The 20,480-nt window shown below is 56.7% G+C and carries 24 protein-coding genes and 1 riboswitch; of the genes, 9 read left to right on the forward strand and 15 right to left on the reverse strand.

The features are described 5' to 3' along the window. The 5 genes from AACZ86_RS14575 to AACZ86_RS14595 form a co-directional block, all read left to right on the forward strand. The coding region (locus AACZ86_RS14575) for a GIY-YIG nuclease family protein (protein ID WP_339693748.1) at positions 1-863 on the forward strand (863 nt) is incomplete at its 5' end. Between the two features lie 247 nt (positions 864-1,110). After that, positions 1,111-1,557 carry a GFA family protein gene (locus AACZ86_RS14580; protein ID WP_339693750.1) on the forward strand — a complete coding sequence of 149 codons (447 nt, stop codon included), beginning with the start codon at positions 1,111-1,113 and terminating at the stop codon, positions 1,555-1,557. Positions 1,558-1,695: 138 nt separating this feature from the next. Then, complete coding sequence (locus AACZ86_RS14585; protein WP_339693752.1) at positions 1,696-2,238, forward strand: lipocalin family protein; 543 nt, start codon at positions 1,696-1,698, stop codon at positions 2,236-2,238. Positions 2,239-2,354: 116 nt separating this feature from the next. Further along, positions 2,355-2,528 (forward strand): CsbD family protein, encoded by a 174-nt coding sequence (locus AACZ86_RS14590; RefSeq protein ID WP_339693754.1) that lies wholly within the window; start codon positions 2,355-2,357, stop codon positions 2,526-2,528. Between the two features lie 504 nt (positions 2,529-3,032). Further along, positions 3,033-3,203 carry a CsbD family protein gene (locus AACZ86_RS14595; RefSeq protein WP_339693755.1) on the forward strand — a complete coding sequence of 57 codons (171 nt, stop codon included), beginning with the start codon at positions 3,033-3,035 and terminating at the stop codon, positions 3,201-3,203. A gap of 278 nt (positions 3,204-3,481) precedes the next feature. On the opposite strand, the gene AACZ86_RS14600 is transcribed toward AACZ86_RS14595, so the two are convergent. From AACZ86_RS14600 to AACZ86_RS14645, 10 genes are all read right to left on the reverse strand, one after another. Continuing rightward, complete coding sequence (locus tag AACZ86_RS14600) at positions 3,482-4,066, reverse strand: hypothetical protein (RefSeq protein ID WP_339693757.1); 585 nt, start codon at positions 4,064-4,066, stop codon at positions 3,482-3,484. Positions 4,067-4,220: 154 nt separating this feature from the next. Then, on the reverse strand, positions 4,221-4,838 hold the full coding sequence (locus tag AACZ86_RS14605; RefSeq protein ID WP_339693758.1) for an alpha-ketoglutarate-dependent dioxygenase AlkB: 618 nt from the start codon (positions 4,836-4,838) through the stop codon (positions 4,221-4,223). Position 4,839: 1 nt separating this feature from the next. After that, positions 4,840-5,706, reverse strand: a complete 867-nt coding sequence (locus tag AACZ86_RS14610) for a hypothetical protein (protein WP_339693760.1) — start codon at positions 5,704-5,706, stop codon at positions 4,840-4,842. Positions 5,707-5,876: 170 nt separating this feature from the next. Next, positions 5,877-6,332: a Rid family hydrolase gene (locus AACZ86_RS14615; protein ID WP_339693762.1), complete on the reverse strand. Its 456-nt coding sequence runs from the start codon at positions 6,330-6,332 to the stop codon at positions 5,877-5,879. 293 nt (positions 6,333-6,625) lie between these two features. Beyond that, complete coding sequence (locus AACZ86_RS14620) at positions 6,626-7,207, reverse strand: DUF2199 domain-containing protein (RefSeq protein ID WP_339693764.1); 582 nt, start codon at positions 7,205-7,207, stop codon at positions 6,626-6,628. After that, on the reverse strand, positions 7,204-9,126 hold the full coding sequence (thiC, locus tag AACZ86_RS14625) for a phosphomethylpyrimidine synthase ThiC (RefSeq protein WP_339693766.1): 1,923 nt from the start codon (positions 9,124-9,126) through the stop codon (positions 7,204-7,206). The genes AACZ86_RS14620 and thiC overlap by 4 nt, the downstream gene beginning before the upstream one ends. A 22-nt stretch (positions 9,127-9,148) precedes the next feature. Further along, on the reverse strand, positions 9,149-9,553 hold the full coding sequence (locus tag AACZ86_RS14630) for a hypothetical protein (protein WP_339693768.1): 405 nt from the start codon (positions 9,551-9,553) through the stop codon (positions 9,149-9,151). A 45-nt stretch (positions 9,554-9,598) separates the two neighbouring features. Next, positions 9,599-9,717, reverse strand: a riboswitch (TPP riboswitch). Positions 9,718-9,755: 38 nt separating this feature from the next. After that, the gene (locus tag AACZ86_RS14635) at positions 9,756-10,226 is read right to left on the reverse strand and encodes a nuclear transport factor 2 family protein (protein WP_339693770.1); all 471 of its coding nucleotides are present in this window, start codon (positions 10,224-10,226) and stop codon (positions 9,756-9,758) included. Between the two features lie 11 nt (positions 10,227-10,237). Beyond that, on the reverse strand, positions 10,238-10,648 hold the full coding sequence (locus AACZ86_RS14640; RefSeq protein ID WP_339693772.1) for a VOC family protein: 411 nt from the start codon (positions 10,646-10,648) through the stop codon (positions 10,238-10,240). A gap of 2 nt (positions 10,649-10,650) precedes the next feature. After that, a complete protein-coding gene (locus tag AACZ86_RS14645) occupies positions 10,651-11,295 on the reverse strand; it encodes a pyridoxamine 5'-phosphate oxidase family protein (protein WP_339693774.1) in 645 nt (214 codons plus the stop codon). A 147-nt stretch (positions 11,296-11,442) separates the two neighbouring features. Here AACZ86_RS14645 and AACZ86_RS14650 point away from each other — a divergent pair, with 147 nt between their 5' ends. Then, entirely contained in the window at positions 11,443-12,342 is a 900-nt protein-coding gene (locus tag AACZ86_RS14650; protein WP_339693775.1) for a LysR family transcriptional regulator, read from the forward strand. Here the strand turns inward: AACZ86_RS14650 and AACZ86_RS14655 are convergent. The 4 genes from AACZ86_RS14655 to AACZ86_RS14670 form a co-directional block, all read right to left on the reverse strand. Further along, positions 12,339-13,205, reverse strand: a complete 867-nt coding sequence (locus tag AACZ86_RS14655; RefSeq protein ID WP_339693777.1) for a MipA/OmpV family protein — start codon at positions 13,203-13,205, stop codon at positions 12,339-12,341. The two genes, AACZ86_RS14650 and AACZ86_RS14655, sit on opposite strands and share 4 nt — an antisense overlap. A 97-nt stretch (positions 13,206-13,302) precedes the next feature. After that, positions 13,303-14,682 (reverse strand): HD domain-containing phosphohydrolase, encoded by a 1,380-nt coding sequence (locus tag AACZ86_RS14660; RefSeq protein WP_339693779.1) that lies wholly within the window; start codon positions 14,680-14,682, stop codon positions 13,303-13,305. A 69-nt stretch (positions 14,683-14,751) separates the two neighbouring features. Further along, a complete protein-coding gene (locus tag AACZ86_RS14665; RefSeq protein WP_339693781.1) occupies positions 14,752-15,186 on the reverse strand; it encodes a DUF2141 domain-containing protein in 435 nt (144 codons plus the stop codon). Further along, entirely contained in the window at positions 15,152-15,916 is a 765-nt protein-coding gene (locus AACZ86_RS14670; RefSeq protein ID WP_339693783.1) for a sterol desaturase family protein, read from the reverse strand. Before AACZ86_RS14670 ends, AACZ86_RS14665 begins: the two co-directional genes overlap by 35 nt. A gap of 109 nt (positions 15,917-16,025) precedes the next feature. Here AACZ86_RS14670 and crtY point away from each other — a divergent pair, with 109 nt between their 5' ends. Genes crtY through AACZ86_RS14685 form a run of 3 tightly spaced genes read left to right on the forward strand, consistent with a single transcriptional unit; the run spans position 16,026 to position 19,664 of the window. Next, entirely contained in the window at positions 16,026-17,198 is a 1,173-nt protein-coding gene (gene crtY, locus AACZ86_RS14675; protein ID WP_339693785.1) for a lycopene beta-cyclase CrtY, read from the forward strand. Between the two features lie 13 nt (positions 17,199-17,211). Continuing rightward, positions 17,212-18,732, forward strand: a complete 1,521-nt coding sequence (locus AACZ86_RS14680) for a phytoene desaturase (protein WP_339693787.1) — start codon at positions 17,212-17,214, stop codon at positions 18,730-18,732. Further along, on the forward strand, positions 18,729-19,664 hold the full coding sequence (locus AACZ86_RS14685; RefSeq protein WP_339693789.1) for a phytoene/squalene synthase family protein: 936 nt from the start codon (positions 18,729-18,731) through the stop codon (positions 19,662-19,664). The genes AACZ86_RS14680 and AACZ86_RS14685 overlap by 4 nt, the downstream gene beginning before the upstream one ends. Here AACZ86_RS14685 and AACZ86_RS14690 read toward each other — a convergent pair. Continuing rightward, positions 19,661-20,449, reverse strand: coding sequence for an inositol monophosphatase family protein (locus AACZ86_RS14690; RefSeq protein WP_339693791.1), 789 nt, complete (start codon positions 20,447-20,449; stop codon positions 19,661-19,663). The two genes, AACZ86_RS14685 and AACZ86_RS14690, sit on opposite strands and share 4 nt — an antisense overlap. Positions 20,450-20,480: the final 31 nt, after the last annotated feature.

Genomic DNA, 20,480 nt, shown 5'->3' on the forward strand with positions numbered 1-20,480 from the left:
CTCAAGTCCGATATCTGTTAGAGGAAAAAAAGGACGCGTTTAACGTTATATCGAACGATCCCCAATTACTGAAGGATTTGGAATCTATGGGGATCGATAATGAAACTATAAAAAATCAGCTTTCTTTGCTCAATGGCTATCGGGAGGTTCATGATATCATCGAAAAAATGCCTCTTTTTTTCATGGAACTCCATGCGCACGATGACGAGTTACAAGTTGTTCGATACCCAACCAAAATGAAACTTGAATCAGGCGGTGCTACAGCCAAAGCGATACGTAAACACCTACCGCTTAACTATGCTCCAAATTATGTCGATGTTCGGACATTGGTACAGTCTATTGATTTACCTAGTGAGTTCAGCATTCAACCAAGCAATCTACAAATTGAATCTTCTGGATACTGGAAAAATCTTCCGATGGATAAAGTTGGGGCAGATAAATCTGGTAACCCAGTACAAGGTAAAACTTGGGTTGAATCACAAAAGTCTTGGTATGAAGGGACAGGGATTGAACCAAAAATTCAGAAACCGATATCAATCGAAATTGTAGACGGAGATGCAATAGGGTTTATCTACGTGCTAAGGAATGCACAACACCCTCGTAATACGTTTAAGATTGGATTCACTACCAAAGCATCAGAGAAACGGGCTCAAGGATTGGCAGCAACTAGTGGTCAACCAGATGGATTTGAGGTAGTACAAGATTGGAAAGTTAAGAATCCACGAGCAATAGAAAGAGAAGTACACTTGAGGCTGAAAGCTCATAGAGTAAATAAAAATAGAGAATTTTTCAGGCTAAACTATAAACTCATTCGAGAATGCGTTGAAAAAGTAATTACAGAAGCTGCAGCCGAGATTGCCTGAAGTATCCTCAGGTTACGAAGGCTCATACAATATCCCATCGCTCCTAGCCGCGGGACCTTGTGCAGGGCGTCCTACAGTTCGCGCTCAGATCACTGGACTGAGCAGTTGGATTAATGGACCTCGAAACGAGTTTAGGGTGACGGAGGTAATATAGTCCCGTGATAAGATTCAATCCCGGTATTACCGATACAAAAACCTCACTTTTTTGATACCCTCCTCCCAACCCACAACAGCAGGAAGCCCCACCATGACCACTCCCCAACAAACCCACCGCCAGGGCCACTGCCTCTGCGGCGCCATCACCATCACCGCCACACAGGCCGCCAGCCATGTCGATGCCTGTCATTGCCGGATGTGCCGGCGCTGGGGTGGCGGGCCGTTTGTCGAGATTGATTGCGGGACGGATGTGCTGATCGACGGGGCGGAGCGGATGACCGTCTACAGCTCGTCGGAATGGGCGGAGCGGGCCTTTTGCGGGGATTGCGGCTCCCATCTCTTCTATCGGCTGAAGGGCACGGGCGAGCATATGGTCTGCGCCGGGCTGTTCGACGACGCGACCGACAAGGATGGCACCCTGACCCTGCGGCGGCAGGTGTTTATCGACGAGAAGCCGTCTTATTACAGCTTTGCCGGGGAAAGCGAAAAGCTGACCGGCGCCGAGCTGTTCGCGATGATCGAGGGCGAGCAGGAATAGGAACTCCAGTCCGGTTCGTGCCGGGTCCTTCGACAGGCTCAGGACGAACGGTGGGGATGGACGCGACATGTACCAAGGGCCATATTTTGGGCCACCGCCATCCGCGATAGACAGTCTTCACAGGATGGAGACTATCGCATGATATTATCGACCGGACAGAGGCTGGCGCTTTGCACCCTGCCGATTGCCCTGCTCGGCGCCTGCGCCGGTTCGCCCGGCCCCGTCGGCAATAACGCGGTGCCGGAACCGGCCAAGGCGGTGGAACTGGATCGCTATCTCGGCAAATGGTTTGAAATGGCCCGCTATGAAGCGCCGTTCCAGAAAGACTGCGAGGGCGTGACCGCCGATTATGCGCTGCGCGAGGACGGAAAGATTTCCGTCGTCAACAGCTGCACCAGGGACGGCAAGCTGACCACCGCCGACGGCAAGGCGAAGATCGTCGAGGGCAGCGGCAATGCGAAGCTGAAAGTATCCTTTTTCGGGCCGTTTTACGGCGACTACTGGATACTCGACCGGGCCGATGATTATGGCTGGGCGATCGTCGGCGAACCGAGCGGGCGCTATCTGTGGATGCTGACGCGGCAGGCGCAGCCCGATGCCGCGACCCGGGCGCTGATCGAGGCGCGGGTCAGGGAGCTTGGCTATGACTGGAATCTGGTGCGGGTGACCGACCAGAGCTGAGAAGAACGGCGCGCGGGGAACCATCTGGCGGCTCGCGCATTATTTGATTGAGCAGGCGGGCTTTGTCGCGGCCAATCCAACGGGCCGGCTATCCGGCGAGACAGAAGGAGAATATCATGGGTGAACTTCTAGACCGGTTGAAGGGCAATGTGAACGAAGCCGTCGGCAAAGCGAAACGCAAGAGCAGCGACCCCGAGGTCCGCGCCAAGGGCGCGATGCAGGAAATCAAGGGCAAGGCCCAGCAGGTCAAGGCCTCGCTGAAGGCCGAGCGGTCGAAAAATATCGAATAGTTTGCCCCAGGGCACTAGCTGGCGCCCCTTGCCCCCAAGGGTAGCGCCAAACGAGAAGCCGGCCCTGCGGGGGGCCGGCTTTTTTATTTTGTGGTGGCGGAGATAGCGGTGGCGGGGCGCATTCTCGGCCGCCCTCGCTACGTTCGTGCTGAGCTTGTCGAAGTACGAGTGGGAATAGCCACCCGCCTCATAGACGCTGCCCTTCGACAAGTTCAGGGCGAACGGATTTCTTCGGCTCGACAGACTCACGAACGGTGGATGTGGACACGCCCTGCTCTCGCCCCGACCAGTCCGTTCGTGCCGAGCCTGTCGAAGCGCGAGTGGGAATAGCCTTGCCTCGTCGCCCCCCTCCTCCGCCGGAGCGCCAGTCCGTTTTTATTGAGCGCCAACCCGTGATTGCGGCGGGAACAAACCGCCTGTTCGCGGCTTGTATAGACTGTGCAGGCAACAACGCCGGCATCCCCCACCGGCCGGACAACCGGCCACAACAGAAGGACCATGAAAATGGGCGAACTCGTAGACAAAGTAAAAGGCAATGTGAACGAAGCCGTTGGCAAGGCCAAACAGAAAAGCAATGACCCCGAGACCCGCGCCAAGGGTGCGGCTCAGGAAACCAAGGGCAAGGCCCAGCAAGTCAAGGGCTCCGTCAAGGGCGCTCTCGGCGACAAGGTCTAGCCTCTCCCCCTCCCTGAACCCGGCCCTGCCCGCTCTCCCCCCCTTTGCCCTAGGCGAGCAGTGCCAGAAAAGAAGCCGTCCCTCCGGGGGCGGCTTTTTTGTTGGGGGGTGTTGGGAAGGTGGTGGGTGGTGGATTTGATCCGGGCTTGGGTGCATCCACGGCACACCGTCCGTTCGTGCTGAGCTTGTCGAAGCACGGTGGGAATAGCTGACATTGCCCTTCAGACGGCTGTCCTTCGACAGGCTCAGGACGAACGGGGGTTTAACGCTCCAATATGTTACGAACAGGCCTCGACATAGCCCAGCACCGGCATCGTGCCGACGTGGATCTGGCTGACCTTGCCGTCGCTGCCGATTTCGAAGCGCAACGCGGCGTCGCCGTTGTCAGCATTGGGGGCGGTCAGATATTTGCCCGGCGCGTCGACATATTTGTGCGGCGTGGCGGGAAAGGGGAAATATTGTTTTACCGATGCTTCGCTCGCCCCGGGACCAATGCCCTCGGCCAGCCTGACCTTCGAGCCCTGGCTTATCGAGATGCGGCGCACCTTGCCCTCTTCGACAATCGCATAAGTATCGGGATAATCGGGCGAGGATAGCACCCGGCACATGTCCGAAGCCTGCGCGCCCTCAGCGCGCCAGCGGCTGCCGGAGGGCACCGCCTGCCCAATGCGCAGATCGCCAAGACCGGCGAGCGTGAGGGTGTTTGCCGACGGCACCGGATCAATAGCGGGGGCAGTCTTCTCCGGAGCCATCGGCGTAGCGGGCGTCACAGAAACAGTCTCTTCCGCGGCCGGGTCGGAGGAGGACTGCGATGAACAGGCCGCCAGCAACGCAAGCGGCACCAGAGAGAGGGTTTGTTTCATCTTGGGGTTACGCGGGAGTGGGGGAAAGGTTGCAACCATCACGGCGTGGAATACCTGATTGTTGGTAGCATTCTATAGCATTTCGATAAATTGAATTGGTACCGTAAGCCCAGAATGACCCAACTGCGTTTTCAACATAAAGGATTAAACAAAGTTATCCGCTAAGAAGAGTACGAAAAGTCAGGTTTATTCTGGGTCCGCATGGCTGTGTTTGCTTGTTGATTCCGTGTTTCCAAAAATGTTGTGTTTTTCCTTTCATCAACAAAACGGTTCCTGCTTCTAGAGGTATCTTTTGAAGTGGAATTTCCTTATTATTTTTGTGCTTCATCAGAAATGTCCGCGTCGCACCAAAAGTGAGCGACGCGATGACAGGGTTTTTACCGAGCTCTTTTTCATCATCGCTATGAAATCCCATACTGTCATTTTGATCCCGATAAAGGTTCAAAAAAACCGCATTGAACGTCGCATCAGTACAATCTTCTATCCGTCGTTTGATTTCACGAAGCAAATCGGTCCAAGGCAAAGGGTGCATAGATATGCCAGAATAATCGTACTGCTTTCCAGGGTCGCCATAAAGAGCGACGAGCCTTGGTTGTTTATGTTCCTTACCATAAACTCTTACGTTTTCCTGTCTCCACTTAGTCTGATCATTGAGCTTACGCATGATCGCATCGTAACCGATCGGCATTTCGATTTCGTGCAAAATTGATACATCAGCGTCCGGGATATCGATAGGCGTAAATTGCCGATCAAGCGAAAACAAATCTCTCACGTCAAACCCTAACTAACAGTTTGGACAAAGCATCACTCGTCAGATGGGGCGTCGCGTCAAAATCTTCGATATATTTTTCGTAGGTCACTCCAAAGTCCAAATCCACAGCAACTTTCTGAATACACTCATTCTTCTGACTCGCTTTACCAAGGCCTGTCACATATTTGCGGGTCTCATTGAAAAAATAGTAGAAGCTAGAAGCATTGCTGTCATTGTAGAATATTTTTGAACCGCTATCGATAGTTTTATACAGCTCTCTCATGCACTCCAAAACGTCATTTTTCTCAGGAATGGAACAAAGCTCAGATATCACAAAGCTCAAGACCAACAGATCGTCGCCTGCTAGCGAAACCTTACTGCAAGCCCGTCGATCACTCAAATCTAATGTGTCAAACGCAAATTCAATTGGAATTAACTCCGAAAGTTCTTCGATCAAGAAACTACAGGGATGCTCCCAATGCTTGTCTTTATCAAAAACCCAATACTTTAGAGCACTCACTTTTTCACCATTCGTTGGGTCTAGAAGATATTTTACTATTCCGGCGATCTCGCTGCCTGGCCCGCCGCCTAAACTCGTGATTTTGGCCTCTTCACTTTCAAATATCGGCATTCCGAGTGCAGCACGATGTTGCATCAACAACTGGTATGTAAACTCTGCTCGTCCAATCGCATAAGCGAAAACATACGCGGCCTGAGTAGACAATTCACTATAATCGATAGCTTGCCTTTGACTTTCAGTAAGGTTTTCGTAAGCAATTCGGAGACCTTCGAGGCTATCTGCAACCTTGCCCTCCCATCTATCCTCCCACTGCTCACCCCCTTGTTGGTCTAGGCTGTAAAGCAATTTTTCGAAAATCTCTTCTATCACGCCATCTCTCCGATTGTTCTACTTATGTTCTCATATAGTATGCAGCAATGCAAGCTAAAGCATGAGACTTCCAAACCTCAATCTTCAGTAAACCAATATACCCATTCGGTGCTGTTCTTAATAATCTCGAAGCACGGCGACACTACAGAATAGAAGCGGATTTTCTCCCTTCACTCCCCTCGCCGCTGCGCCACAATCTTGATCTCGACCACGCCGTCCGCCTCGTAGAGCGCGCTGATGCCGATCGCGGTCCAGGTGGGGAACGGGGCTTTGATGTAGAGGTTCTTGACCTCGACCATTTCGTTGATCGAGCTTTGCAAGTCGGTGTGATAGCTGGTCAGGTCGACGACATCGTCCCAGCCGACTCCGGCCCGTTCCAGCGTCCGGCCGATGCGGTCGAAGGCGCGGGTGAAGGCGGGTTTCAGGTCGCTCTCTCCGGGCTCTGGCGTAACGATCACGCCGGACAGATAGACGTTGTCTCCGGCGATCACAGCATCGGCGTAGCCAACAGCCGACTGGAACGCGAGACTCTCGGCATCCTCCGGCATGAGGACGTCTTTTGCGTCCTTCGCCTGTAGCGGAGCGGTCATGGCCAGCAGTGGCAGGACCATCAGAAATTTGTACATATTGTTTCCCCCTTCGGCTTTACCGACTCGCTGGCGGAAAAGGCCAGCCGTTGCAGGGGGTTATACTGCGCTCTTCGGCTGGATGTCGTCAAGCTGTGGGGTGCGGGTGCGGTTTTCGGGGTGTGCATGATATTCGCTCGTCATCCTGAACTCGTTTCAGGATTCCGTGAGAATGTGCACTGCCGCCCGAGGTCCTGAAACAAGTTCAGGATGACGAACATCTTTAATTCAGGATGACGATGGTCTTTGGTTCAGCATGATCAGGCCTGCTCAAAATGAGGAGAGCTGATCATTCAAGCGGAGGAATCCATCTCATGTCCATAATCCGCATAAATCTTCAATATTCCTTCCGCGCTGATACCGAGTCTTTGAGCAACAGCCAGCGGATGATTATCGTCCGCAATCTCAAAAGTCGGGCATTGGCGGCCAGGTTGCGGATAGACCGAGCATTCAAAAGGGATTTTTTCGGTATAGCCGCGTATCCAAGTTGAAAACCAACCAAACCAAGGGCCGTCTTCAACATATTCACCATCATCAAAACCATCGACATAGATATCAAAATTTTTCCGCGACAGAGTGGACCAACTGCCAAAACCGAATTTTTCCGCCACGCCATGAACCGGAATTTCCAGCACCCCGCGAACGAAAAAATATTCCCCCTCCAGCACGCAAAAATCTTCCGAAAGGAAGTTGCCTTCAAACCGGATCGCAGAGTTTCCCTCTACCGGAAGATCCTTGCTGCACTGATCAGGACGATCCGATGCCAGATCGAACATACCTTTATGCTCTAAATCGCATTGGGAGCATTTCCACGATCCACCATTCAATATTTCAACAGCAGAAGGCTTACGACCAAATAGACGCGGTAGTTTCACTCAGCCGGTTCAACTTTTGGCTCGCTCACCTCATCTTCCGGCAAATACAAGCGATCCCCCTTGTCCTTATAAACCTTGGCCATCTCGCGCATGCCTTCTTCCGCTGCGGCCTTGCTGGCTGCCGCCGTATCGGCACCCAGTTTCTCACTAGCGATGAAGCCTTCGGCGCTCTGGTTCTGCTTGCTGGCGAAGTCGCGGACCTCTTGCGAGATTTTCATGCTGCAGAATTTCGGGCCGCACATCGAGCAGAAATGCGCGGTTTTCGCGCCTTCTGCTGGCAGCGTCTGGTCATGATATTGCATCGCGGTTTCGGGGTCGAGGCTGAGGTTGAACTGGTCGCGCCAGCGGAACTCGAAGCGGGCTTTTGACAGCGCATCGTCGCGGACCTGAGCCGCGGGGTGGCCCTTGGCGAGATCGGCGGCGTGGGCGGCCAGTTTATAGGTGATCACGCCGACTTTTACGTCGTCGCGGTCGGGCAGGCCGAGATGCTCCTTAGGCGTGACATAGCAGAGCATCGCGGTGCCATACCAGCCGATCTGGGCGGCGCCGATGCCGCTGGTGATATGGTCATAGCCGGGCGCGATGTCGGTTGTGAGGGGGCCGAGCGTGTAGAAAGGCGCCTCGCCGCAGACCGCGAGCTGCTTTTCCATATTTTCCTTGATCTTGTGCATCGGCACATGGCCGGGTCCTTCGATCATCACCTGCACGTCGGACTTCCACGCGCGGTGGGTCAGTTCGCCGAGCGTATAGAGTTCGGAGAATTGCGCTTCGTCATTGGCGTCGGCAATCGAGCCGGGGCGCAGGCCATCGCCGAGGCTGTAGGCGATGTCGTAGGCCTTCATGATCTCGGTGATGTCGTCGAAATGTTCGTAGAGGAAGCTTTCCTTGTGGTGCGCGAGACACCATTTCGCCATGATCGATCCGCCGCGGGAGACGATGCCGGTAACGCGCTTGGCCGCCATCGGCACATAAGGCAGACGGACGCCGGCGTGGATGGTGAAATAGTCGACGCCCTGCTCGGCTTGCTCGATCAGGGTATCGCGGAAAATTTCCCAGGTCAGGTCCTCGGCGACGCCGCCGACTTTTTCCAGCGCCTGATAGATTGGCACGGTGCCGATCGGCACGGGGCTGTTGCGGATGATCCATTCGCGGGTGTCGTGGATGTTGCGGCCGGTGGACAGATCCATGACCGTGTCGGCGCCCCAGCGGATCGACCAGACCATCTTGTCGACTTCGTTGGCGACGTCGGAGGCTACCGCGCTATTGCCGATATTGGCGTTGATCTTGACGAGGAAATTGCGTCCGATCGCCATCGGTTCGGATTCGGGGTGGTTGATATTGTTGGGGATGATCGCCCTGCCCCTTGCGATTTCGTCGCGGACGAATTCGGGCGTGACATAGTCGGGGATCGACGCGCCGAAGCTTTCGCCGTCGCGCTTATATTCCTTGAGCCGCTCGCGCCCGAGATTTTCGCGCTCGGCGACATATTCCATTTCCGGGGTGATGATGCCCTGACGCGCATAATGCATCTGGGAGACGTTGGCGCCCGCTTTCGCCCGCAGCACTTTGCGGCGGACATTGGGGAAAGGCGCAACGCCGCCGGAGCGGTCGGGGCCGAGCTGGCCATTGTCTTCCGGCTTGATCTCGCGCTGGTCGACTTCCTCGACATCGCCGCGCGCCTTGATCCACGGGCTGCGCAATTCGTTGAGGCCGGTCTTGATATCGATCAGGGCTTCGGGGTCGGTGTAAGGCCCGCTGGTGTCATAGACCCGGATCGACGCTTCGCCGCCCTCGAGATGAATCTCGCGCATCGCGACGCGGATGCCTGAACCGCTGTGCGCCGCGACATGGACTTTTTTCGAGCCACTGATCGGGCCTGTGGTCACACCAATTTCGGTCTTTGCTGGAAGGTCAGCCATAATATTCTGCTTTCTGTAGGGGTTAAACTTGGAGCCGGAGAAGACCGGCGAAAATTGCGGCGAAGCCGAAGACGATCGCGAAGATCGCCCAGGCGCGTGATCCGTTGGCCATCATGCGGCTGGCGAGCCCCATGAACCAGTCGCCGACCGCGAGGATCAACAGCCCCTCGACCACGATCCAGCCGCCGATGACGGTGATCAGGATCGACAGCCAGTCGGCCGGATTGAACGGATTGACGAGATAGATGGTGGCGCCGAGAGTCAGGACGAACAGGCCGGTGAGAAATTGCAAGGCGCTGGTCGTCTGGACCTCGCGGACCATTTTCGACCAGAATCCGGGATTGCGGAATTCGCCGACGCCGGCGGCCAGACCATAAAGGCCAAAGAATAGGGTGATCCACCCGGTGATATCGCCTGCACTGCCCATCGCCTCTCTCCTTCTGTCCTGAGGGAGAAAGAGCGTGTCGGGATAACCGGATGACCGCTCCCTCCCTACGCCGGTGAGCCCGCATCTGCGGGGCCGGATCAGGTTCTGCGGGTCGGGCGACGTTACGCGCCCCTCTCAGTCAAACGACTCCCCGGGGAATGGCCGGATGGTAGAGCGAAGCGGGGAGCAGGTCCAGTGAAGTTTACAGACCGAGGTCGCTCAATCCCGGATGGTCGTCGGGGCGGCTCCCCTGGGGCCAGTGGAACAGTCGGTCCGAGGCGCCAATCAACCGATCATTAATGCTGGCGTGACGCCAGGCCATCAGGCCATTGGCATCAAATTCCCAATTTTCATTGCCGTAGGAGCGCCACCATCGGCCAGCCATATCCCGGGATTCATAGGCAAAGCGCACCGCTATCCGGTTCCCGGAAAAGGCCCATAGTTCCTTGATCAGTCGATATTGCTGTTCCTTCTCCCATTTCATATGGAGAAAATCCACGATCTCGGCCCGTCCCTTGAGAAAAATATCGCGGTTTCGCCAAACGCTGTCGGCTGTGTACGCGAGCGCGACCTTCGCCGGGTCGCGGCTGTTCCAGCCATCTTCGGCACCGCGCACCTTCTGGATCGCCGTTTCCCGGGTAAAAGGCGGCATCGGGGGACGCTGTTCAGTCACACCGTAACTCCTCAAGCAAACGGGGTAGCAAATTCCACCCGCGCACCGCCCGGGATGGCACAGATGAAATGGCGGACCGCGGAGCCTTCGCCCATCGGACAGGGACCAAATTCGATTGCGACGCCCGGCCATGCCCTGACCCGGTCGAACACGGTTGTAAGCGCCGCTTTATCGGCGACGCCGATAGCGAGATGGTGGAGACCGATATTCTTCTTGCGGTCGAAAGGCGTGGCGGTTTCCGGATCGCTCACTTGCCAGAGCGTGATCAGGGTCGAACCGTCGGAAACAAAATGGGCGGGATAGTCGGCCGCGCCGCCCGCCACTTCATATCCAAGTGCATCGCGAAAGAAATCGCGCGCCGCATCGATGTCGGGAAGGGCGAGACCGACATGGTGCACGCCGGTGGTCAGGGGATTGGTCATGTTCATTCTCCTTGTTCAGGGTTTAACGGGGATTGTCCGGCGCGCAGTTGCGCGACTTCGGCTCTCAGCTGTTCAAGCTCAGCGGTCAGCGGCGCTACTGCCGACGCGACCTCCGCTTCGGTGAAGCGCGGGGTGATAAACTGCGGGCAATTCCAGTCGAAGCCGATTACGTCGATGAGATAAATGCGTTCGACTACTGTCTTGTCGTCCACATTGATCAGGGAGGTGACCAGCGCCGGGTCTTCAGCCACTTCGACAATCCTGGCCTTGCCCAAAATCTTCAGGCGGCGCCTGTTGGGATAGTCCATCAAGAACAGCGACACCCGCGGCTCGGTCTGCAGGTTGCTGGTGCTGATATATTGTTTGTTGCCGCGATAATCGGCGAATGCCAGACGATTGCCGTCGAGCAATTTGAGGAAACCGGCGGGACCACCGCGATGCTGGACATAGGGCCAGCCGTCGGCGGTCACGCTGGCGATATAGAAACTGTCGCGCGCGGCGAGGAACATCGCTTCCTTCTTGCCGAGCAGATCGGGGCCGCCGTCGCCGCCCTCTTCCATCCGGGCATAGGCGCCACGCGATCCGGCCTCCTCCTGCATCGCCCGCGCGGCATCGGTAAAAAGCGTCCGGATATAGTTTTGTGCCATCACATGCTCCTGTTGCTGCGGTCGGGAACTTCCTGAGTCGGGGGGGAATGAAGCTCGACCGACCGCGCAGTACAGGTGATAGTCCATTGCCTGACTGGTGATAATATTATATATTTGAACTACACTATTCCATATCTGGTAATAATAATGGACCGATTGCAGACTCTCGAAATGTTCATTGCGGTCGCCGATCAAGGCGGTTTTTCCGCGGCGGCGAAGCTGCTGCGGGTATCGCCCCCGGCGGTAACCCGCGGTATCGGCGAACTGGAAGGCCGGCTGGGGGTTTCGCTGTTCCACCGGTCCACCCGTGCCGTGTCGCTAACCGACGACGGCGCGAGCTTTCTTCCCAGGGCACGACAAATCCTGGCAGATATTCAGGACGCCGAGCGACAGGTCTCCGGCGGTCAGAGCGAACCACGCGGGCAATTTTACGTCACCGCGCCGGTGATGTTCGGACGCCTGCATGTGCTGCCGGTCATCGCAATGATGCTGGAACAATATGCGCAGCTCGACGTCCGGATGATGCTGATCGATCGCAATGTGCGGATGGTTGAAGAGGGCATCGACGTCGCCGTCAGGATCGGGCCGCTTACCGACAGCAGTCTGCTGGCAGTGCCGATCGGCCTTGTCCGAAAGAAACTGGTGGCCAGCCCAGCTTATCTTGCCAAACACGGCCATCCTGAAAAGCCGTCAGACCTCTCGCGGCATCAGACCATCGGCACGACGGGGCCGCGCGCGATGGGCGAATGGCGTCTGGACGACAAGCGGATAAGAACCGAACCCCGCCTGCTGCTCAATACGATGGATGCCACGGTTGCCGCCGCAGAAGCCGGACTGGGGATCGCCAATTTGCTCAGCTATCAGGTCGAGGAAGCGATCCGGCAGGGTAAGTTGACAGAGGTGCTGAAACCCGTCGATCCGCAACTGTTGCCGGTCAACCTGTTGTTCGAAAGCACCCGGCGCGGTTTGCCGGCCACCCGCATTTTTATCGACGCGATGAAGAGCCGGGCGACGGATCAGGGGCTGACCGGTCTGGACGGCGCTTAAAAAGTATAGCCTATGCCAATCGCGCCAAACCACTGGTCCGCGCTGCCGCGGATCGAAGTGACCGGCGAGCGTTTCGGATCGCCGAGCAGCCGCGAATAGCTGCCGAGAAAGATCAGGCCGAAGCCGCCGTTGGTGGCGTCGCCATCAAGGTCGACCGCGGTCAGCATCGTAGCGCCGACATTCTTCCAGCCGCTGTCAGCGGTGAAAGTCGGCAGACCACTCGCCGCCGAACCGGCGGGGGAAATGCTGAAATAATAATCGGCATAATTGTCATCGACATATTCGCCGCTGATCGCGAGGCTGGTGATGACACCGCGGCTAAGCGGGGTAAAATAGGTCAGGCTGGGGAAGACGACCATGCCGTCATGCGCGCCGGCAACATCCCAGCGCAGATCGACCTGAGCCGTCAGCGAGTCATAGGGATTGAGCACACGGTTGACCTGAACACCCGCAAATGGCCCCACTTCGACGGCGAAGTCGAGCTTGCCGAGCGAACGGACCACCGGATCCTTGATCGAATTCTGCCGGTCGAAACGCGCCCGGACAACCGGACCGAATATCAGGTCGACTTTCGCGCCTTTCCGATCCGGAATAAAGTCGAGCGCAATGCCCGGTCCGCGCGGCTGGAAATCGACACCGCGAAAACTGCCCAATATCACCGGCAGCGGAGAAACAGCGTAATTGTCCGAACCCTCGTAGCTGGGGCCAGCGGCGATACCGATGCCTGCGGTCAGATAATCGCCATCAAAGACGGAGCTTTCGACCGGCATTGGCGCCGGGTCTTCCTGCGCCATAAGCGGGGACGACATCCCGAGGCCGAGTGAGATTAATGCAGTACGGCTCAGAACATTCAGATTTTTCAAGACAATTCCCCATGATATTTCGCAACGGTCCAACGCGCAGACAGCGGAACGGTTCCAATCCGATATAGTCGTCGCACGACCATTTGGCAAAATGCTTCTAGGAGAGTTGCCCGTGAGCGAGCAGGTCCTGCAGCGCTTCGACGCACCGCTGGTCCACCGCTACGCCCGCTTCGCTTTGCAATATCGCCATCGCTTTTCCGATTGGCATGGCGGACCGGTATGGCCGGTCGGTGGTCAGCGCATCAAAAATATCGGCGACAGTGATAATCCGCGATTCCAGAGCGATACTGCGCTCATCGAGACCGAGCGGATAGCCTTTGCCATCAAGCCGTTCATGATGCGAACCGGCGATCATCGCCATATCGCTCATCACGCCTATCTGGCCGAGAATATTGGTCGTGTGGGTGGCATGGCTTTGCATGACCTGCCATTCATCAGCGTCGAGCTTGCCCGGTTTTTCCAGGATCGCGCTGCTGACGCCCAGTTTCCCGACATCGTGCAGGATAGCGGCGCGGCGAAGCACGCGGCGGCGATCATCGGCCATGCCGAGATGTTCGGCAATCTTGTCGGCGATCAACCCGACCCGTTCGCTATGGCCAGCGGTATAAGGGCTTTTTGCATCAATCACCCGGCCAAAGGCAGAGCTGATATCGTCGAGATAATCCTCGTCGACCGTGACATATTGCGCCGCCGGCTCCAGCTCCCACAATTGTTCGGCCAGATCGTCGAGCGCCAGCTCCTCCCAGAAGCCACTCGCTGCGGACAGCTTTTCAAATATCGCGCAAAGCTCCGGGTCGAACCAGCTTCCGGCGCGGCTGCGGATTTCTGCAATGGCAGCGTCCTTGCCCTTGGCCGAATAGAAGACATCGGCGACTTGCGCCAACAGGGCGATCCGGCCGCCAAGATGGATATCGGCCCCGGCAATACCAAGCGGCAGGCCGGATCCGTCCCAATGTTCGTCGAGATGGCCGATGGCTTGGGCGACATCCTCGGAAAAGCGCAACTGCCGGGCGATATCGGCGCCGCGCGAGCAGCGGGTCGCCATGATATCGGTCATGATCGCACCGCCATTTTCGGCAAGATTGCACAAAGCCTGTTCGCGCACCTCCGCTTGCGCATCCACACCCACTTCGCTGGCGACAAATGCGCCAAAATCTTCTGGTTGCGGGCCGATCAGCTTGAAATCATGCTTCAGCTTGCGGTCGTCGCCGGCAAACATCTCGCTAACCCGGGCAGCATTGGCGCTGCAGCCAAGGTCCTTGAGCAGAACCGCATAATAGATATCCCGCAATTCCTCTCCGTTCAATCCCAGCGCCATCGCCACTTGCGTGCCGATCCAGCAGGCGCGGATACTGTGCCCGGCGGTCTGCCCCTCGGTCAGGTCCAGCGCATAGGAAAAGGCACCGAGAATTTCGGACAATCGCGATTGGCCGGAATGCTCGTTCGTTGTGAAAAATGCGCGGCTGGATTGAAACATTTCCGATGGCTCCTGTCTACCCCGGTATATTGCTCTGCCAATCCTATTAAGCGGTTAATTTTTGGGGGATTAGAGGATATATTTCATGCGTACCGCATAATGTACATCGTCGGCACCGAGGGTGAATTGCGCCGATTTGAACTTTGGCGGCCCCATGCCGATTTTGGGGTTGCGCGAGAAGCCAAAGCCTTCGCGTGGCAGGAATAGCCGCAAGTCCATCTTTCCATTGGCATTTTCATCGTGAATCAGCGCAACGGCGTAGGTTCCTGGCTTCACTCCGGCGATTTTTATGGACTCCGCATTGGTAGCAGGAATTTTCAACTTGCGGGCTTTTTTGTCCTTGGTGCAATCGGGAAAATAATCCGGATCGGTGCTCAAGCAGACCAGTATATTGCCTTTTTCGGACCGCAGTCCGGTAATGGCCAGATCAACCGAAGCCGCAATGGCCGGTGCCGTCGCAACCGGTGCTTCACTTGCCGACGCGCTGGCGGCCAGAACCGCCACCGAAACCGCTCCCAGTATCGGCCAGACCGATATCCGTGCCGCAAATCTTGTCCCAAAAGCGGAAATATAACCCATAATTACCTCTGTAATATTCATGATGTTTCTCGTGATGGGTCGCGGTTATCAGCCACCGTCCCAATCTACCCTGAACAAGCCAGCGCGGAAACATCTCCCACCCCATATGATTGGACACGCCCATAAGCGTCATGGTCAGCAATACCAAACCCAAAACGCCGACGTGAATCGGGATTGCGATGACCAGAGCCGGGATGACGATCGCTCCGCTAATCGCCTCCACCGGGTGAAAACTCATCGCCGCCCATGCAGTCGGCGGGCGACTGTCATGATGGACCGCATGAGCGACCCTGAACCATTGCGGCCGGTGGAACAGCCGGTGGGTCCAGTAGAACCATGTGTCGTGCAGGACCAGATAGAGAAAATATGACAGCGGCAAATACCATAGCGGGTAGAGGTTCGGATCGGTGTAGATTTTGGTCCAGCCGGCGTTCTGCCAGCCCCATGCGACGATTCCGGCAGGCACGCCGTAAATCGCGGCGGACAGCAGAGACCAGAGGATTTCCCGGCCAATCTGGGGTTTCAGCCGGTCATAGTGGCCCGGCCGCACCCGACCGGTCAGCCAGGCAAAAAACCCGCTGCTCAGCAGATAGCGTCCGCCGACGATGACGGTCATCGCGAGCGCGGAGATCAGGACCGGAAGGACATATTCCATTGGCAGGGAATATGCCGCCGGTCGCCCGTGAGCAAGGCCTAAAGCAGGAACCGACTACCTGCTTTCAGACAGGCTTTCCTCCGCATTCGCCTTCGGCTAAGGATATGGGATGCCGAGCAAAATGCCCAATTCACCACCCCATGATTTGGCAATCGCCGGGGGTGGTCTGGCGGGGGGTCTGGTGGCGCTGGCGCTGGCAAAATTGCGGCCCGAGCTGAATATCGCGCTGATCGAGGCCGAAGACCATTTTGGCGGCAACCATATCTGGTCCTTTTTCGAAAGCGATGTCGAACCGCAACATCGCTGGCTGGTCGAGCCGCTCATCTCCCGCCAGTGGAGCAGCTATGATGTGCATTTCCCGAAATATAGCCGCACGCTCGGCAATGGCTATTATTCGATTGAATCGAAAAATCTCGACCGGGAATTAAGGAAGCACCTGCCCGCCGAAGCGCTGAAGACCGGGCAAAAAGTGGAGAAGGTCGAACCCGGGCTTGTCCAGCTATCAGATGGCAAAAAAATTGCGGCGAATGCTGTGCTCGACGTGCGCGGTGGCGGCGACATTTCGGCGCTGGATATCGGCTGGCAGAAATTTTGCGGTCAGATGCTCAGACTGAAAGACCCGCACGGACTGGACCGACCGGTCATCATGGATGCGACGGTCGAGCAGATTGACGGCTATCGCTTCGTCTATTGCCTGCCGTTCAGCGATACGGAAATTTTCGTCGAAGATACTTATTATGCCGACACGGCAGCGCTCGACAGCGCCACCTCCCATAGCCGGATTGCCGAATATACAAGCGCACGGGGATGGGATATCGAAACGGTGCTCAGCGAAGAAAAAGGCCAGCTTCCAGTGATCTACGGCGGGAACTTCGAAGCCTTCTGGAATGCCAACAAAGGCGTAGAAGCGCGTGCCGGCGCTCGGGCGGCGCTGATCCAGCCGATCACCAGCTATTCGCTGCCAATGGCGGTCCGGACCGCCATTCTGATCGCCGAAATGCCCGAGATCAGCCAGAGCAAAATCGACAAAATGCTGCGCGATCTGGCGGCGCAACATTGGAAAGACGGCAAATTCTACCGGCTGCTCTGCGCCTTCCTGTTTCTCGGTGCCGATCCCGAGAAACGTTACAAGACACTGGAACATAGCTATGCCAAGAGCGAACCGTTACTCGCCCGCTTTTATGCCGGAAAATCGACCTGGATGGACAAGATCAGCCTGCTGACCGGCAAACCACCCATTCCGGTGTCCCGTGCCATTCTCCTTTTGTTAAAATTTAGATGAGTATTCCTGTTACATGAGTGATGTTGCAAAATCCCAGAGCGAATTGTTCAAGAAAGCGGCCGTGATCGGGTCCGGCTTTGGCGGCCTCGCGCTCGCCATCCGGTTACAGTCGGCCGGTATCCAGACCACCATATTGGAAGGCCGCGACAAGCCGGGCGGGCGGGCTTATTATTGGGAAAAGGAAGGCTTTATCTTTGATGGCGGCCCGACGGTCATCACCGATCCCGACTGTCTGTCGCAGCTGTGGGAACTGACCGGCAATGACATGGCGAAAGATATCGAGCTGATGCCGGTATCGCCTTTCTACCGGCTCAACTGGCCCGACGGCACAAATTTCGACTATGTCAACGATCCGGAAGAGCTTTACGCCAATATCGCGGCTATCGAACCGGATGATGTCGAAGGCTATAAAAAATTCCTCGAATATAGCGGCGGGCTGTACGAGGAAGGCTATGTCAAACTGGGGACCAAGGCGTTTCTCGATTTCAAATCGATGATCAAGGCGGCCCCTGCCCTGATGAAATATGAAGCCTATCGCTCTGTCTATTCCAAGGTTTCCAGTTTTGTGAAAAACGAGAAATTGCGCGAGTTCCTGTCTTTCCAGTCGCTGCTGGTCGGCGGCAATCCGATGAAGACCAGCGCGATTTACGGCCTGATCCACAAGCTCGAGCGGCTTGGCGGGGTCTGGTTTGCCAAGGGCGGGACCAATATGCTGGTTGCAGCGATGGTCAAACATTTCGAACGGATCGGCGGGGTGATCCGGCTCGATGATCCGGTCACGAGCATCAATACAATCGGCGACCGCGCCTCCGGTATTACCTGCAAATCGGGCTGGAGCGAGCGCTTTGACGCCGTCGCCTCCAACGCCGATATCATGCACAGCTACCGCGACCTGCTCGGCCACAAGCATCGCAGCACCACCGTCACCGAAAAGCTGAAGAAGAAAAAATATTCGCCATCGCTGTTCGTCGTCCATTTTGGTCTGAAGGGCAGTTGGCCGGGCATCCCGCACCATATGATCCTGTTCGGTCCGCGCTATAAAGGGTTGCTCGAAGATATTTACGACAATGGCGTGTTGCCGAGCGATTTCTCGCTTTACCTGCACCATCCGACGGTCACCGATCCGGAAATGGCGCCCGAAGGACATAGCACTTTCTATGTGCTCGCTCCTGTACCGCATCAGGGCAAGCTGCCGATCGACTGGGAGGTCATGGGACCGATCTACAAGAAACGCATTCTCGACGAAATCGGCCACCGGCTGATCCCGGATATCCACGACCGGATCATCACCAGTTTCCATTATACGCCGCAGGATTTCGGCACCGACCTGAACGCGCATCTCGGCAGCGCATTCAGCCTCGAGCCGCTGCTCACACAAAGCGCCTGGTTCCGGGTGCACAATCGTGACGATATCATCGGCAATCTCTATTTTGTCGGTGCCGGCACCCATCCGGGCGCGGGTATACCCGGCGTGGTCGGCAGCGCCAAGGCAACCGCCGAACTGATGCTGGAGGATCTGGGAGAGGCGCGATGAACCGCAAAAATCTCGTCCTTCACGCCAGAAAGAGCATCGAACGCGGGTCGAAATCTTTCTCGCGAGCCTCGAAACTATTCTCCAGACCGACCCGCGAACGCGCCTGGCTGCTCTATAGCTGGTGCCGCGCCTGCGATGATCTGGCGGACGGGCAGGATCATGGTCATGGCATGTCCACAGTAGCCAATCCGGAAAAAGCGATCGCGGCCATGCGGATGATGACGCGGCGTGCGCATGGCGGCGAACAGACCGGAAATCCGCCGTTCGACGCCTTTGGCATTGTCGCGCAGGAATGCAATATTCCCCTGTCTCTGGCCAATGACATGATCGACGGCTTTGCACTGGATGCCCGGGGATGGCAGCCGGAAAGCGAGGATGACCTGTTTCAATATTGCTATCATGTTGCGGGCACGGTTGGCTGCATGATGGCAATCGTGATGGGGATTTCCGCGAATGATCAGGATGTTCTGGACCGCGCCTGCGATCTGGGACTGGCATTCCAGCTAGCCAATATTGCCCGGGATGTCGCCGAGGATGCACAGGCCGGGCGTTGCTATCTGCCGAAAATATGGCTCGCCGAAGCGGGCATCGATCCCGATGATATGATGAACCCCGACCACAGGGATGCGCTGATCGCCCTGATCAACCGGCTTTGCGATCTCGCGGGCGAGTATGAACAGTCCGCGCGGTCCGGCGCTGCAAACCTGCCGTTCCGGTCGCGCTGGGCGGTGCTGGCTGCTGCCGGCATTTACGGTGATATTGCGCGCGCCATCAAAAAGAGCGACGGCGCTTCGCTGGAACAACGGATATATACCAGCAAGTTCAAAAAACTGGGCTGGATAGTGAAAGCCTTTGGTCAGGCGCTGTTCAAATCGACCCGGCGCGACCGCGAAGCGCTCTGGACAAGAGAGCGCGCGATCCGTCTGGCCTAGTGGCTGGCGCCGTTTTCGGTGACATATTTGCCGATACGCTGCACCGCGGTGTCAAAGAGATTTTGTGAACAGCACAAAACCCCGAGCGCTTTGCCGTGAGTACCGTTATAAACCAGTGTTTCGCCTAGCGCGTTGGTAACGCTGGCCCCCGCTTCGGCGGCGATTACATGGGCAGCGGCGATATCCCATTCGTGACCCCAGCGGGTCGACGCCACAACATCAGCGCGGTCATCCGCAACCATCGCCATTCTCAGCGCAATGCTGTTTGGCTTCGGCACTATAGTGAAATTGAGTCCGGGCGGCAGCTCTTCCGCCGGGATGCGGCAGCCGTCATATTGCTGGACATGGCTGGCAATCAGGGCCCTGCCGTTCACCTCGCTATGGCTGCCCGCCTTGGCAATCCAGACTTCCTTCATCGCGGGCGCGACGAGTATCCCGAAAACCGGAGAGTCATTCTGGACCAGCGCGACGGAGACGCACCAGCCGGTTTTGCCCGCGACAAAGTCTTTTGTGCCGTCGATCGGATCGACCACCCAAGTCAGTTCGGCGCCAGCACCGCTATGATCGATATGGGTTTCTTCCGAAAGCCAGCCCGCTTCGGGAAGCAGTTTTTCGAGTTCCTGCCGCAGAAACCGGTCGACCGCCAGATCGGCGTCGCTGACGATCTGGCCCGGTGACTTTTCCCAGGCCTTGTCGTCCTTCTGACCGAGTTCCCAGTCGCGCATGGCGAGCGCCCCGCCCTCCTGGGCGATCGCGATGACCCGGTCAAAATCGATATCTTCCACAAGTTTCTCCGTTCGCCCCGATCTTGTCGAG

Source organism: uncultured Parasphingorhabdus sp., assembly GCF_963975735.1.
Lineage (GTDB): Bacteria > Pseudomonadota > Alphaproteobacteria > Sphingomonadales > Sphingomonadaceae > Parasphingorhabdus.